This window comes from Klebsiella sp. GL120222-02 (genome assembly GCF_003097195.1).
Lineage (GTDB): Bacteria > Pseudomonadota > Gammaproteobacteria > Enterobacterales > Enterobacteriaceae > Klebsiella > Klebsiella variicola.
The window spans coordinates 693,469-707,689 of record NZ_QEQO01000002.1 but is presented as its reverse complement, the minus strand read 5'-3'; the positions used below and the strand labels follow the sequence as shown (position 1 = coordinate 707,689).

Below are 14,221 nucleotides of genomic sequence, written 5' to 3'. Positions count from 1 at the left end.
GGAAATACAGGGTGAGAATCGCCACCATCACCAACTGGGCTTACGGGATCACCGTCGGCCTGACGCTGGCATCCGGCAGCGCCATGCTTATGGCCTCCAGCGCCGACCGCGTCGAACGCCAGGCGGTACAACAGCGCCAGGTCTTTGATACCCTCTCCGACGAAGTGGAAAACGACGCCTGGGCGCTGTCTGACCTCGCCCGGCTGTACGTGGTTAAGCCTTCGCCGGAGACGCTTACGCAGTATCAGCAACTGCAGCAGACCGACAAAAGCATTGAGCAGCGGCTGGCCGGACTGAAAGATAACGGCGCCAGCCGCGAGGAGCTGGCGCTACTCCAGGATGGTCTGCGGATCGCAGATGAGCTTCAGGATGAACAGCAGGCGGCCCTGACGCATGTCGCCCGCGGCGATGCGCCAGCGGCCATCGCGGTGCTGTACGGCAAAGCGTATGAGACCGAACTGGAGCGCATGCAGACGCAGATCGATCGCTTCCGTCAGATGCTTGAGCATCGCGCCGCCATCGCTATCGACCAGGCCACCGAGCGCTCGCGGATCTGGCGTACGCTGTCGGAAATCATGGTCGGCCTGACCGCCCTGATGTTTTTGTTTGTCCTCGGCTTCATTCTCAAACGCCGGGTGCTGTACCCGGTGGTCCGTCTGAGCGACGTGGTGCAGCGTCTCGCCTCCCAGGACTATGCGGTGGAGACGCCGCACTTCACCCAGGTGGATGAGATTGGCGATATGGCCCAGGCGATCCGCATTTTTCGCGAGAACGGCCTGGCCCGCCAGCAGCTGGAGCAGCAGCGCGACGCCGACTGGGCGATCCGTGAACTGCTGGCGCGTATGACCCAGCGTCTGCAGGGCTGTGAAACCATAGAGGATGTGATTAAGGTGGCGGAGCTGTTCGCGCCGAACATCGCCCCGACGATCCCCGGTAAACTGTATATTCTGGATACCGATCCATGGCAGATGCGCTGCGTGGCGCAGTGGCTGTCGCCCGCCGGGGAGACGACGTCCTTTGCTCCCGACGACTGCTGGGCGATACGGCGGGGACTCAGCCATCCGCCGGTGCAGGGTGAGCCCGATATCACCTGCTATCATCTGCCGGAGGCGCACGCCGGTCAGTCGCTCTGCGTACCGCTCATCGCCCAGGGCGAAGCGATCGGTCTGCTGAGCTTTCAGAACGTCACCGCCAGTGACGCCCCTTCCCGGGCTTACCTGGAGCTGATGGCCGAAGCGCTGGGGCTGGCGCTCGCCAATCAGCGTTTACGCAGCGCCCTGCTGGAAAAAGCGTTGTTCGATTCGCTGACCGGCCTGCGTAACCGCCATCATCTTGATGAAGCGCTGCACTCGCAGATGGCGCTGGCGGTCCATACCCACACCCCGCTGAGCTGCCTGATGATCGACATCGATCACTTCAAAGCCATCAATGACCGCTACGGCCATGAAGCCGGGGATCTGGTGATTAAGAGCGTCGCGACCATTGTGCAGCGCGCGGTGCGCGATATCGGCATGGCTTTCCGCTACGGCGGCGAGGAGTTTTTAGTGCTGCTCCCCGGCATTGACGAAGCCGGGGCGCACCAGTGCGCCAGCGAGATCTACACCCAGGTGCACAATATGACGCTGCGCGATGGCCTGACCGAGATAGGCCAGGTGGATGTGTCGATTGGCATCGCCAGCTACCCGCAGCACACCCAAAGCGACAGCCTGCTGCGCGCAGCGGACGCCGCGCTGTACCGGGCGAAAGAGCTGGGCCGTTCAAGGATTGTCAGCTTTGGCCGCCTGAAGACCCGCTAAGCGGGATTATTGCTCAGCGGCATTAAGCAGCGAGATAACTTTCCGCACCACCGCCGAACGGAAATGGCGGTGGTAAACCATGCTCAGCTCACTCTCCGCCAGCCGATCCTGGAGATCGATATACACCACGTTATCAAGGCGTAAGGCCCGCGCCGAGACCGGCACCAGCGCCACCCCCACCCCGGCGGAGACCAGGCTAATCATCGAGGTGACATCGTTAATTCGCTGCACCACCTGCGGCGTAAAACCCGCGACGCGACAGGCGTCAATAAATACCTGCTCCAGTCCGGTGCCCTGCGGATCGTCAAGCGAGATCCAGTTGTCAGTGCGCAACGAGGCCAGATTGAGCGCCCCCACGCCTGCCAGCGGATGCTGTTGATAAAGCGCCAGGCAAAGTTTTTCCCGCACAAATGGCCTGACCACCAGCGCGTCCGGCGGTGAAGCCAGCGGCGCGCGGATGATGGCGATATCCAGACGCAGATCCAGCAGCGCTTCGTAGAGCATTTGCACATCCCCCTGCACCAGCGACAGCTCAATCCCCGGCCAGTCAGCGCGCAGCTCGCGCAGGAGCCCCGGCAGTTTGCTGTCATACATCGCACTGGAGACATAGCCCAGATGCAATCGCCCCTGCTCGCCTCGCGCGGTGCGCTGGGCGTCCAGGACCGCCTGATCGGCCATCTCCAGCGCCAGCCGCGTCTTCTGTAAAAAGGCCTCGCCCGCGGCGGTGAGGGTCAGGCGCCGGTTAGCGCGGGAGAAGAGCACCACGCCCAGGCGCTGCTCGAGTTGTTTAATCTGCTGGCTGAGGGCGGGCTGGGCGATATGTAACCGCTCCGCCGCCCGATGCATATGTAATTCTTCAGCAACGACCACAAAATGGCGTAACGCTCGCAAGGACATGGCCGAACTCCGCGAAGTAAATTGATAATAAAAATCTTATCAATAACGCATGAATGATGCAATTGATAACCATTAGCCTGCGAAGCATACTGTGCGCATCGACACGCTAAGGAGAACATCATGACCGCACCGATTCAGGATCTGCGCGACGCCATCGCGCTGCTGCAACAGCATGACAATCAGTACCTCGAAACCGATCATCCGGTTGACCCTAATGCCGAGCTGGCCGGCGTCTATCGCCACATCGGCGCGGGCGGCACCGTGAAGCGCCCCACGCGCATCGGCCCGGCGATGATGTTTAACAATATTAAGGGCTATCCGCACTCGCGCATTCTGGTGGGCATGCACGCCAGCCGCCAGCGGGCCGCACTGCTGCTGGGCTGCGAAGCCTCACAGCTGGCGCTGGAGGTAGGCAAAGCGGTGAAAAAACCGGTCGCGCCGGTGGTCGTTCCGGCCAGCAGCGCCCCCTGTCAGGAACAGGTCTTTCTGGCCGACGATCCGGATTTTGATTTGCGCACCCTGCTCCCGGCGCCCACCAACACCCCGATCGACGCCGGTCCCTTCTTCTGCCTGGGCCTGGCGCTGGCCAGCGATCCCGACGACGCCTCGCTCACCGACGTCACCATCCACCGCTTGTGCGTCCAGGGCCGGGATGAGCTGTCGATGTTTCTCGCCGCTGGCCGCCATATCGAAGTGTTTCGCCAGAAAGCCGAGGCCGCCGGCAAACCGCTGCCGATAACCATCAATATGGGACTCGATCCGGCTATCTATATCGGCGCCTGCTTTGAAGCGCCAACCACACCGTTTGGCTATAACGAACTGGGCGTCGCCGGTGCGCTGCGTCAGCGTCCGGTAGAGCTGGTACAGGGCGTCAGCGTCCCGGAGAAAGCCATCGCTCGCGCCGAGATCGTTATCGAAGGGGAACTGCTGCCGGGGGTACGCGTCAGAGAAGATCAGCACACCAACAGCGGCCATGCGATGCCGGAATTTCCTGGTTACTGCGGCGGCGCCAATCCGTCGCTGCCGGTCATTAAAGTCAAAGCGGTGACCATGCGAAACAATGCGATTCTGCAGACGCTGGTAGGGCCGGGCGAAGAGCATACCACCCTCGCCGGGCTGCCAACGGAAGCCAGTATCTGGAATGCTGTCGAGGCTGCTATCCCGGGCTTTTTACAAAATGTCTACGCCCACACCGCGGGCGGCGGTAAATTCCTCGGGATCCTGCAGGTGAAAAAACGCCAGCCCGCCGACGAAGGGCGTCAGGGGCAGGCCGCGCTGGTAGCGCTGGCGACCTATTCCGAGCTGAAAAATATCATTCTGGTCGATGAAGATGTCGATATCTTTGACAGCGACGATATCCTGTGGGCGATGACCACCCGTATGCAGGGGGATGTCAGCATCACGACAATCCCCGGCATCCGTGGTCACCAGCTGGATCCTTCCCAGACCCCGGCATACAGCCCGTCGATCCGCGGAGAGGGTATCAGTTGCAAGACGATTTTCGATTGCACGGTGCCGTGGGCGCTAAAATCACACTTCGAACGCGCACCGTTTGCCGATGTCGATCCGCGTCCGTTTGCGCCGGAGTATTTTGCCCGGCTGGAAAAAAACCACGGTCAGTAAAATCAGATGATAGCCGCCGGAGCACGGCGGCATCTTCCGGGCCAGCATCACCTGCAGCGGGTGGCTGACGCAGGGTTAGTTGATCGCGGCGGAGTGGTCTTTTTTCACCTGCTCACGCTGCTCGGGGGTCAGCACCTGGCTCACGTCGAAGTAGTATTTCACACGATAATACCGCACCTGCTGGTCCAGCTGGCCAAAGGCGGCCAGCTGCTGTTTGACCTTAGCGTCATCCCATTTTCCGGAGTGAATAACGTCTGCCAGAGCACCATCCTGATAGCCGCTGATTTTAATCTGGCTTACATTATTTTCGAATCCCTGACGCAGCGCCTGGATTTTGGCGACCTGCTCTTCACTCAGCTTCAGGTGCTGGACGACCGGATCCTGCGAGACAGACGGTATATCGGCGGAGGTCGACGCCTGGCTGGCTGCCGTAAAGCAGGTGGTCAGCGCAATGGCGAGCAGGGTGTTACGCAAGCGAGTATTCACAGTGAATGATCCTTCAAAAAAGAAAATGAGAGGCGATTATCACTGCGCTAATAAAGACTATCTGTAACAAAGGGTTAATTTAAAACTGGATAAAAAAAGGATGGTAAGAAACAGAAATCAGATCCCGGGTCAGCAGCACAGAAAGATATATTCATCCTTCCAGTAACGGCCCTGTCCAATGATATCCCCGGCGGCGCTGATTAACTGTTTTTGCTTTTCGGTTTCAATCCCCTCAACGATCACATGGCTGGTCAGGGTATGAATAGATTGCAACAGCCCGGGAAAAGCGGGGTCGTTTTCTTTATCCCAGAAGTAATCTTTATCCACTTTGACGCAATCGAAGCGGAAGCGCTCCAGCAGCGGGAAGGACGTCCGTCCGCGGCCAAAATCATCCAGCCAGACCGGGCAAAGCGCCGCCAGCGTGCTCAGCGCCGTCAGCTCACGTCCGGCGATAAACTCGTGAAAGTTCTCATTTATTTCCAGAGCAATGTGTTTGCAGGAGCGCAGGAAATCACAGAGATAGCGATCCGTCAGAATAAAGTGGCTTAATAAATCATCAATATTCAGCGATATCGGTTTATTATCGACCCGGGCGAAATCAAATACAGAAAGTAACTCGATTTGCCGAATAAATAGAGCAAGCTTATCGCGTTCGGTAAGCGTGGAGAAAGAAAACGTCGACGCAGAGGTGGTATTTTGTGCGGGTGCTATAATATCTTTAGTAAGCAACTCCCACGAGTGGTAGCTGCCGTCATCGCTAATAGCGGGCTCCAGAACGAAGCGATAAGAGGTATTTTTCACGTTTTCTTCAACCATTTAAAAAATACCAAAAATAAGAAAGGGTTAAAGCATGTCATATATTTTCCGCCAACAAAAATAGTTTAAAGTGATCGATAATAATCATTCGATAGTTAAAAACTATCAAGATATAATTTATTGATCGGTAAATTGAATTAATATAAATTAGCCACTGCTGTAACTCCCTCTGAAAAGTCAATTAAAATATTGTTTCAAACCAGCCAGTTACCAGAGTATTCTGCGTAAAGCCTGGTCGTCTCACGCTTTGTGCTGCCAGGTAAAAAAAGAGAGGGGTAATAAAAATGAAAAATACAAGCCGCCAGTTTTAGTCATATCATTATGCCGAATATGAATAACGCTGCGTCCTGAGGCGCCGCTTCGCCTGGCATGCCATGAGTCCTCAATAAAAAAGTGTGACTCAGTCGACAAAACGTCATACTTTCCCGCTATCCTGCAGCGAAGAAGAGTGAAGTGGATGACAGGCAGTGAAAAAAATAAACGTGATTCCGCTGGGGCTGATGCTATTCATGCTCATCGCCAGCGCATGGCTGGGCCCTGCGCCGCGGCACACCGGCAGCATGCAGTGCGTTTGGTTTGACGGGGCAATGGTGAGCTGCCTGCCGAAGCAACGACTGGGCGAAGGCTCGCCGCATCATTTACTGGTCAGACGATAAACCGGTACTCGCCGGGTGGTGTTGAACAGATTATCGCTGGCTTCCACCTCTTCCGTGACAATTCCCATGCCGGACCGGCGCAATTGCGCAATGTCCGCCGCCACCCGCTGACTGCCGAACCAGAACAGCGCATCAAGCGCGGTAACCGGCAAGCCGGCAAGTAGCGCATGGCGAAGTCGCTCCCGGGCCGGCTTTATCTCGCGGGCAATCTGCTGGTACGGAGCCGCCGTCGGTCCCTGCGGATCGACGCGACGGATACGGTTTGACAGGTGGTAATGGAAGGACTCCGGAATCGGCTGTAAATCCTGCTTCAGACTGTAGACACAACCGTAACGTTTGCCGTTGAAAACGGCGGCTTTACGATTGAGCTGCAGCTGATCGCGCACGTCGGCGATCAGCTGCGGCGCGCGCACCAGCAGCAGGCGAAAAGGCAATTCGAAGCTGGTGACATAGTCGACATTCAATAGCGCAATGCGCAGACGCTCCTCAGCCCCGGCCTGCTGCTGACGACACTCCAGATAGACCTCACGCCACTGCGCTCTGAGCCGTGGCGACTCACCGGCTTCGGTAAACTGGTATTTTTCAATATCGTAATCAATTCTCCCGGCCACCGCGCATTCCTTTCTGAATCAGTCCGGCGTCATAATAACATCCTCTGGCGCAGTACCCTATGCCGAGCGTCCTCGCGCATCCCCTTCCCGGTTATTTACGATACAGATAACGGGTGATGACCACATCGAGGAGATAAAGCAGGAAAATAACGCTGCTTAACCACAATAAACCTGCGAATAAATCAAGTAATTGCATCGTTGCTCCCTCACTGTTAGCCATCGCCGAATGACGCCCCTCACCATAAAGTAGTTAAGTTCTGCCTTAACAGCCACCGAATAAATTTATTTAGTCAAAAGAAAGCCCGGCGCTATTGTACGTTCATTTTACTGTCATCAATTTGTCATCATAAAATGTCTATCATCAACCCGCGCCGCAGGGTTGCCCCGCGCCCCATGGCATCCAGGAGAAACGCGCGGCCACAGGTTTAACAACATGGAATAATATCGCCCCACCGTATCCTTAATGACATTGCATCATCTTATATCAGGCGCCACTGTCATCCTGCTGAATAATCCGGAAAACGCTTTAAACAATAAACGCCCTGCTGATTGGTTTACCATGGAGAAATAAGATGCCCAGCGAAAAAGCCCGCAGCCTTGACCATTTCTATGAATTACTGGCGACAGGACAACACCCGAAAATTGAACTCGATTTTGATGTCGCCGCGGACGATTTTTTTAAAATCGCCACCGAGTTTGGCGATATTGGCGCGAGGATCACCCGGGTTAACGAACGATTTATTATTAAGATCAAGCCGCCGAAAGCGTAAGCGCCCCCTGCCGCCTTGTTGGGTGCCACGCCAGCCGTCGCGGCCCGACAAGGTTTTCTTAACGAGCCGCGGTCTGACGCTCGGCAAAATAGTGCGCCGGTGTCGTCCCCATCGTTTTTTTGAACATGGTAATAAAGGCATTTACCGATTCATACCCCAGCTTAGCCGCCACGTTTTGTACCGAAACGCCGCTGGCCAGCTCCTGCAGGGCAATAATCAAATGCAGCTGCTGGCGCCAGCGCCCGAAGGTCAGGCCGGTCTCCCGCAGCATCACCCGGGCCAGCGAGCGCTCACTCAGCGCCAGACGCTTCGCCCACACCGACAGGGTGCTGCGATCGTCAGGATGGCTGACCAGCCGGTCGGCCATCGCCCGAATTTTGGGATGTGCTGAGACGGGCAGATTCAGGCGCTGCGCCGGCATGGTCGCCAGTTCGTCAAGGGTCACTCGGGTGAGTCTCCCGGCATGGCTATCCGCCACATAATCCGCCCCCTCACGAGTGAGTCGCTCCACCAGCTCGTGGATCAGGGGAGAGAGCGCCAGGGTGCAGCAGCTGCCAGGCAGCGCGGCAGCGCCGGGTTCAATAAACAGATAATTGAGGCGCGCGTTCCAGGTGGCGGACACACTGTGCGGAATACCGCCCGGGATCCATACCGCGCAGCGAGGCGGCACAATCCACAGGTTATTTTCCGCCCGACAACTCACTGCACCATACAGCACAATAATCAACTGCCCTTTGCGATGGGTATGCACCGGCACTTCCGCTTCATACTCGACAAAATCAAGATGACAGGCGACGGCCGGGCAGGACGCGGCGTCCGGATCGTACAGCGTATTGGCAAAAGGTGATGGCATACGATTGGCCAGATTCAGGTATTTTTTGACAGAATAGAGTATTTCGCCGCAAGCGCAAGCCAGCCATAATCCGCGGCATGAACATTAACCTCTTTCGCCAGTCCTCCTGGCTGCGTGCCGCAGGCGCCGTCGCGCGCCCTTTCATGCCGCAATCGACTTCAGCCGTCCTGCGCAGTGATGCCCAGGCAATACTCTTTTCCGCAAAGAGTTTCGCCGCGGCGATGCTGGCGTACTATCTTGCGCTATCCATCGGTCTGCAAAGGCCTTCGTGGGCCATCATCACTGTCTATATCGTGTCGCAGACCTCGGTGGGCGCATCGCTAAGCCGCAGCGTCTATCGCCTGGTCGGGACCCTCGTCGGCGCGGCGGCCACCGTCTTCATCGTGCCCACCTTCGTTAACCAGCCGATCCTGTGTAGTGCCATGCTGGGCCTGTGGATCGCGGGTTGCCTGTGTCTGTCGCTGCTTGAGCGCACGCCGCGCGGATACGCTTTTTTGCTGGCGGGCTACACCGCGAGCCTGATTGGTTTCCCCGCCGTCTCCGTGCCCGGGACCATCTTTGACCTCGCGGTCACTCGGGTGGAAGAGATCGCCATCGGTATCTTGTGCGCCGGATTGATTCACCGCTTCGTGCTGCCGGTGCGCATCGCCGGGCGGTTTAACAGCACGCTGGCACAGACGCTGGCAACCGCCCGGCAACGGATCGCCGATACGCTGGCCGGTAAGCCGGTGGCGGCGGAAACCCTGCGGCTGGCGCTGAGCCTGCAGTTTTTGCAGGGCATCAACCACCATCTTCCCTGGGATGACGGTCTCTCTGTTCCCCACCGCGAGGTCAGAAAAGCGATCCACGACCGGCTGGCACGACTGTTGATCGTCAATGGCGAATTGTATGACCGTTTACAGAGGTGCGGGCAGCCACCTGACGACCTGCAGACGCTGCTAACGGAGGCAGAGGTCTGGCTGAGAAGTCCGGAAGCCCACAGAACGGCGCTCTCCGCCGACGGACTACTCTCCCGCTGCGAGCAGCTCATCAACCGGTGCGCCCCTGCGCAGACGCTGAACGAGGCGCTGCGCGTTAGCCTGGTGCGCCACCTGGCGGAAGCCATCCGTCTCCTGCAGCAGAGCGAACGGCTGGCGAAGGCGATTTATCACCGCCGATCGCCAACCCTGCCCCCTGACGCCCACGCGGCAAAGGGCTATGTTTTCCATCGCGATCCGCTCAGCGCCCTGCGGACCGCCTTCGGCGCCTTCGTCATCATCCTCAGCGGCTGCCTGATCTGGATAGGCTCTGCCTGGCCCGATGGCGGCACTGCGGTCTCGATCCTCGGGGTCTGCTGTAGCCTGTTCGCCAGCTTCGATGCGCCGGCGGCGCAGCTGGTGAAATACCTGATCGGCTGCGTGTGGGGCGTGCTGTTCAGCCTGCTGTATAGCTTCGCCCTGCTGCCGCAGGTGAGCGAATTTGTCCTGCTGGCGGCGATGCTCGCCCCGGTCTATCTGCTGGCCGGTTCGCTGCAGGCGCGGCCGCCGACCACCTTTATGGCGATGGGCATCACCCTGACGCTGCCGATATTGTGCGAACTGGGCCCCAGTTATCAGGGGGATTTCGCGACGGCGATGAATACCTCTATCGCGCTGTTTGTCGCCATCGGCTATGCCGCGTTTGGTATGCGCCTGCTGCAAACCGTGCAGGCCGATGCCGCAGTCCATCGTCTGCTGACACTGTGCCGTCGCGATATCCGCCGTGCCGCGCGGGGCCGACTGGCGCACAATGCCCACCGCTGGACCAACCTGATGATCGACCGGACCGCTTTACTGCTGCCGCGGCTACCGCAGAGCGGGCCTGCCGCAGGTCAGCTGCTGGACAAGATGCTGCACGATATTCGTACCGGCCTGGCGGTGATCCACCTGCGCCGTAGCTATCAGCCGGTGGATCGAGAAGCGGCTACCGCTGTGCAGACGCTGCTTGACGCCCTTAAACAGGAGCCTGGCATAGAGGCCCTCGCGCAGCCTGTTGACGCGCTGTTAGCCCACGGTTTACCGGCTGATGCCGCCTCACATGAGCGCGCGGAAGCGCTCATTTCCCTGTATTGCGCCTTACACCGGCCTGAGGAGAGCCAAAACCATGCGTGATCTCGCGATGGGCGGGGTATTTTTCCCCGGCCTGCTGGTTGTCGGCCTTGTCGCCCTGCTCGCGACGCTGCTGCTGCAACCGCTTATTTTCTCCGTCCGGGGCCTGGGCCGCTTGCCCTGCCGCCCGCTGTGGGGGCTTTCCCTCTATATCGCACTCTTTTTCCTGCTCCTGCAGGAGGTTAACACGCTGGGGTTTGCCGTATGACAGTCTATCTCACTCTTCTGGGCCGCTACGCCCTGACCTTAGGCGCCGTTGCCGCCGCCGCGCTACTGGCTTTCATTCTCTGGAAACAGGAGGCGCAAACGCCCTGGACCCGCGATGGTCGGGTACGGGCCGACGTGGTGCAGATCGCTCCCGATGTCTCGGGACCGGTGGCCAGCGTGGCGGTAAAAGACAACCAGTGGGTCAATCGGGGAGATGTGCTCTATTCCATCGATCCGCGCTGGCTGAAGCTGGCGGTCAGTAGCGCCCAGGCGGAGGTGGAAGCCCGACGCCAGGAGATGGCGATGCGCCAGGATGCCGCCAGACGACGGGCGCAGATCCAGGGCGTCATCTCCAGCGAAGATCTGAAACAGACCAACAGCGCGGCCAGCGTCGCGGCCGCTAACTACCAGGGCGCGCTGGCTGCACTGGCGCTGGCGCAACTGAATTTAGCGCATGCCACCGTGCGGACGCCGGTGGCCGGGTACGTCACCCATCTGCGGCTACGCCCGGGCGACTATGCCACCGCCGGGGTGACGAAAGTGGCCATTATCGATGGCCAGCGTTTCTGGGTGGTGGGGTATTTTGAAGAGACCCGTCTGCGCCACATCCACGTTGGCGATACCGCACATATCACGCTGATGGGGTATGATCCGGTCATTACCGGCCATGTCGAGAGTATCGGACACGGGATCGGCGATACCAATGATGAGACCGGCGCCCTGGGCCTGCCGGAGGTCGAGCCGACCTTCAGCTGGGTGCGGCTGGCGCAGCGTGTGCCGGTACGCATCCATATCGATACCCTGCCCGAGGGGGTGGAACGGGTCGCCGGCTTGTCCGCGACTATCTCGGTCATTCCCGCGCGGTTGGCGCGACGCGCCGGCAAATCCTCACCTGCCGGCGCGAATCAGGCTCAGTGATAGCCCTCGCTGCCGGAGACTTTGCCGCGAAAGACGTAATAGCTCCAGGCGGTATACATCAGGATCACCGGGATAATGAGCAGCGCCCCCGGCAGCATAAACACCTGGCTGGAGGGCGGCGCGGCGGCATCCCACAGGGAGATATTCGGTGGGATAATGTTCGGCCAGACGCTGATCCCCAACCCGCTGAAGCCGAGGAAAATCAGGCCCAGCGTCAGGATAAAGGGACGAGCGTGGCTGGCGGGGCGCGCGCTCAGGCGCCAGATCCACAGGCTCAGCGCCAACACCAGAATCGGTACCGGCAGGAACCAGAAGAAATTGGGCAGCGTGAACCAACGCTCCGCCACGTAGCGCCAGCCCAACGGTGTCCAGACGCTGACCACCGCGATCACCACCATCAGCGCCAGTAGCACCTTGCGGGTCAGCTCGCGCATCCGCTGCTGCAGCGCGCCTTCGCTTTTCATGATCAACCACGTGGTGCCGAGCAGCAGATAGGCCACCACCAGCCCCAGGCCGCAGAACAGGTTAAAGGGGGTAAGCCAGTCCAGCGTCGAACCGGCGAAGCGGCGGTCAGCCACCGCAAAGCCGTTGATAAACGCGCCGACGACAATCCCCTGGCTGAAGGTCGCCAGCAGCGAGCCGCCGGCGAAGGCATAGTCCCAGAAGGTACGATGCGAGGGAACCGCTTTAAAACGAAACTCAAACGCCACGCCGCGAAAAATCAGGCCGATGAGCATCGCCGTCAGCGGGATGACCAGCGCATCGGTGATCACCGCATAGGCCAGCGGAAAGGCGCCGAACAGCCCAGCCCCGCCGAGTACCAGCCAGGTTTCATTTCCATCCCAGACGGGCGCCACGCTGTTGACCATCACATCGCGCTCTTCGCCATCATGCACCACGCTGAACAGCATCCCAATACCTAAATCGAAACCATCCATCACGATATACATCAGCGTGGCGAAGACGATGATGACAAACCAAATCACCGAGATATCGATGCTCATGATGCGTTCTCCTCATCACGCACCGGCTCTGCCGCCGAGAGCGGACGCGCCGGGGTGCCTGCGGTTTGCGAGGTCAGCTCCGTCACCGGTTGCGGCCCTTTTTTAATCAGCCGGAAAATATAGTAATACCCCACGCCAAATACCGCGCAGTAGACCACGATAAACACCAGCAGGCTGATGGCCATCTGCAGCGTGCTGTGCAACGACACCGCATCCCGGGTGCGCAGCAAGCCGTAGATCACCCACGGCTGGCGGCCCATCTCGGTAGTCACCCACCCGGCGACCAGGGCAATAAGGCCGGCAGGCCCCATGCAGAGCGCAAACCACTGAAAGGGACGCGAGTGATACAGTCGCCGCCGATAGCGCAGCCAGGCGCTGCAGATCCCTAAGGCGATCATCAACACGCCCATCCCAACCATGATGCGAAACGACCAGAAAACGGCGGGCGAATAGGGTCGGTCCTCTTTCGGGAAGTCTTTCAGCGCCGGCACCTGCTTATGCAGACTGTGGGTGAGGATCAGGCTGCCGAGAGCGGGGATCTCGAGGCCATAGCGGGTGCGCTCCTGTTCCATATCCGGCAGGCCAAACAGCAGCAGCGGCGTGGCCTCGCCGGGTCGGTTTTCCCAGTGCCCCTCGATGGCGGCGATCTTCGCTGGCTGATGCTCAAGGGTGTTAAGACCATGCATATCCCCCACCACCGCCTGGATTGGCGCTACCAGCAGCGCCATCCACATCGCCATCGACAGCATTTTGCGGATGGCCGGCGAGTCGTTGCCGCGCAGAAGATGCCACGCGGCAGAGGCCCCGACGAACATGGCGCTGCTGAGAAACGCGGCTATCGCCATATGAAACAAACGATACGGGAACGAGGGGTTAAAGATAATCGCCAGCCAGTCATGCGGAATGAGATGGCCATTTTCGATGGTAAAACCCTGCGGCGTCTGCATCCAGCTGTTGGAGGCGAGGATCCAGAAAGTGGAGACCAGGGTGCCAAGCGCCACCATGCAGGTAGTAAAAAAATGCAGCGCCGGCGGCACCTTATTCCAGCCAAATAGCATCACCCCGAGGAATCCCGCTTCGAGGAAAAAGGCAGTCAGCACTTCGTACAGCAGCAGCGGGCCGGTTATGCTGCCAGCAAACTGGGAAAATCCGCTCCAGTTGGTGCCGAACTGATAGGACATCACTAATCCGGAGACCACACCCATCCCAAAATTGACGGCGAAAATTTTCAGCCAGAAATTGTAGAGTGAGCGCCAGACGTTATCCCGGGTTCGCAACCACATCCCCTCAAGCACCACAAGGTAGCTGGCGAGGCCGATGGTGATGGCCGGAAAGAGGATATGGAAGGAAACGGTAAAGGCGAATTGCAATCGGGCCAGATGAAACGCGTCGAATTCAAACATATTCCACACCCATCATTGTGAATCGCCCCGGCCGCAGCCGGGGCTCATGCGAACA

Annotated in this window: 14 protein-coding genes; 7 read left to right on the top strand and 7 right to left on the bottom strand. The window is 58.9% G+C overall.

Going from position 1 to position 14,221, the window contains the following annotated elements; all coding sequences use genetic code 11:
- Positions 1-11: 11 nt before the first annotated feature.
- A complete protein-coding gene (locus N438_RS08730; protein WP_012542132.1) occupies positions 12-1,796 on the top strand; it encodes a sensor domain-containing diguanylate cyclase in 1,785 nt (594 codons plus the stop codon).
- 6 nt (positions 1,797-1,802) lie between these two features.
- Here N438_RS08730 and N438_RS08725 read toward each other — a convergent pair whose 3' ends face one another.
- Positions 1,803-2,693 carry a LysR substrate-binding domain-containing protein gene (locus N438_RS08725; RefSeq protein WP_008807694.1) on the bottom strand — a complete coding sequence of 297 codons (891 nt, stop codon included), beginning with the start codon at positions 2,691-2,693 and terminating at the stop codon, positions 1,803-1,805.
- A gap of 120 nt (positions 2,694-2,813) precedes the next feature.
- On the opposite strand from N438_RS08725, the gene N438_RS08720 reads away from it, so the two are divergent.
- Positions 2,814-4,316 carry a UbiD family decarboxylase gene (locus tag N438_RS08720; RefSeq protein ID WP_016160696.1) on the top strand — a complete coding sequence of 501 codons (1,503 nt, stop codon included), beginning with the start codon at positions 2,814-2,816 and terminating at the stop codon, positions 4,314-4,316.
- A 75-nt stretch (positions 4,317-4,391) separates the two neighbouring features.
- Here N438_RS08720 and N438_RS08715 read toward each other — a convergent pair whose 3' ends face one another.
- Together N438_RS08715 and N438_RS08710 are read right to left on the bottom strand one after the other, a co-directional pair.
- Positions 4,392-4,802, bottom strand: coding sequence for a Spy/CpxP family protein refolding chaperone (locus N438_RS08715; protein ID WP_116696241.1), 411 nt, complete (start codon positions 4,800-4,802; stop codon positions 4,392-4,394).
- A gap of 129 nt (positions 4,803-4,931) precedes the next feature.
- Positions 4,932-5,618: an EAL domain-containing protein gene (locus tag N438_RS08710; RefSeq protein ID WP_016160694.1), complete on the bottom strand. Its 687-nt coding sequence runs from the start codon at positions 5,616-5,618 to the stop codon at positions 4,932-4,934.
- A 467-nt stretch (positions 5,619-6,085) separates the two neighbouring features.
- Here N438_RS08710 and N438_RS27900 point away from each other — a divergent pair, with 467 nt between their 5' ends.
- Positions 6,086-6,274, top strand: a complete 189-nt coding sequence (locus tag N438_RS27900) for a hypothetical protein (RefSeq protein ID WP_032691162.1) — start codon at positions 6,086-6,088, stop codon at positions 6,272-6,274.
- Here N438_RS27900 and N438_RS08705 read toward each other — a convergent pair.
- A complete protein-coding gene (locus tag N438_RS08705; protein ID WP_008807698.1) occupies positions 6,253-6,885 on the bottom strand; it encodes a helix-turn-helix domain-containing protein in 633 nt (210 codons plus the stop codon). The genes N438_RS27900 and N438_RS08705 overlap by 22 nt on opposite strands.
- Before the next feature lie 572 nt (positions 6,886-7,457).
- On the opposite strand from N438_RS08705, the gene N438_RS08700 reads away from it, so the two are divergent.
- The gene (locus N438_RS08700) at positions 7,458-7,655 is read left to right on the top strand and encodes a hypothetical protein (RefSeq protein ID WP_004140506.1); all 198 of its coding nucleotides are present in this window, start codon (positions 7,458-7,460) and stop codon (positions 7,653-7,655) included.
- 58 nt (positions 7,656-7,713) lie between these two features.
- On the opposite strand, the gene N438_RS08695 is transcribed toward N438_RS08700, so the two are convergent.
- Positions 7,714-8,508, bottom strand: a complete 795-nt coding sequence (locus N438_RS08695) for a helix-turn-helix transcriptional regulator (RefSeq protein WP_012542139.1) — start codon at positions 8,506-8,508, stop codon at positions 7,714-7,716.
- A gap of 77 nt (positions 8,509-8,585) precedes the next feature.
- On the opposite strand from N438_RS08695, the gene N438_RS08690 reads away from it, so the two are divergent.
- Genes N438_RS08690 through N438_RS08680 form a run of 3 tightly spaced genes read left to right on the top strand, consistent with a single transcriptional unit; the run spans position 8,586 to position 11,759 of the window.
- The gene (locus N438_RS08690; protein WP_116696240.1) at positions 8,586-10,637 is read left to right on the top strand and encodes an FUSC family protein; all 2,052 of its coding nucleotides are present in this window, start codon (positions 8,586-8,588) and stop codon (positions 10,635-10,637) included.
- Positions 10,630-10,842 (top strand): DUF1656 domain-containing protein, encoded by a 213-nt coding sequence (locus N438_RS08685; protein WP_012968537.1) that lies wholly within the window; start codon positions 10,630-10,632, stop codon positions 10,840-10,842. Before N438_RS08690 ends, N438_RS08685 begins: the two co-directional genes overlap by 8 nt.
- Entirely contained in the window at positions 10,839-11,759 is a 921-nt protein-coding gene (locus tag N438_RS08680; RefSeq protein ID WP_012968538.1) for an HlyD family secretion protein, read from the top strand. Before N438_RS08685 ends, N438_RS08680 begins: the two co-directional genes overlap by 4 nt.
- On the opposite strand, the gene cydB is transcribed toward N438_RS08680, so the two are convergent.
- Entirely contained in the window at positions 11,753-12,763 is a 1,011-nt protein-coding gene (cydB, locus tag N438_RS08675) for a cytochrome d ubiquinol oxidase subunit II (RefSeq protein ID WP_008807703.1), read from the bottom strand. The two genes, N438_RS08680 and cydB, sit on opposite strands and share 7 nt — an antisense overlap.
- Positions 12,760-14,166 carry a cytochrome ubiquinol oxidase subunit I gene (locus N438_RS08670; protein ID WP_023297396.1) on the bottom strand — a complete coding sequence of 469 codons (1,407 nt, stop codon included), beginning with the start codon at positions 14,164-14,166 and terminating at the stop codon, positions 12,760-12,762. Before N438_RS08670 ends, cydB begins: the two co-directional genes overlap by 4 nt.
- Positions 14,167-14,221 lie beyond the last annotated feature (55 nt).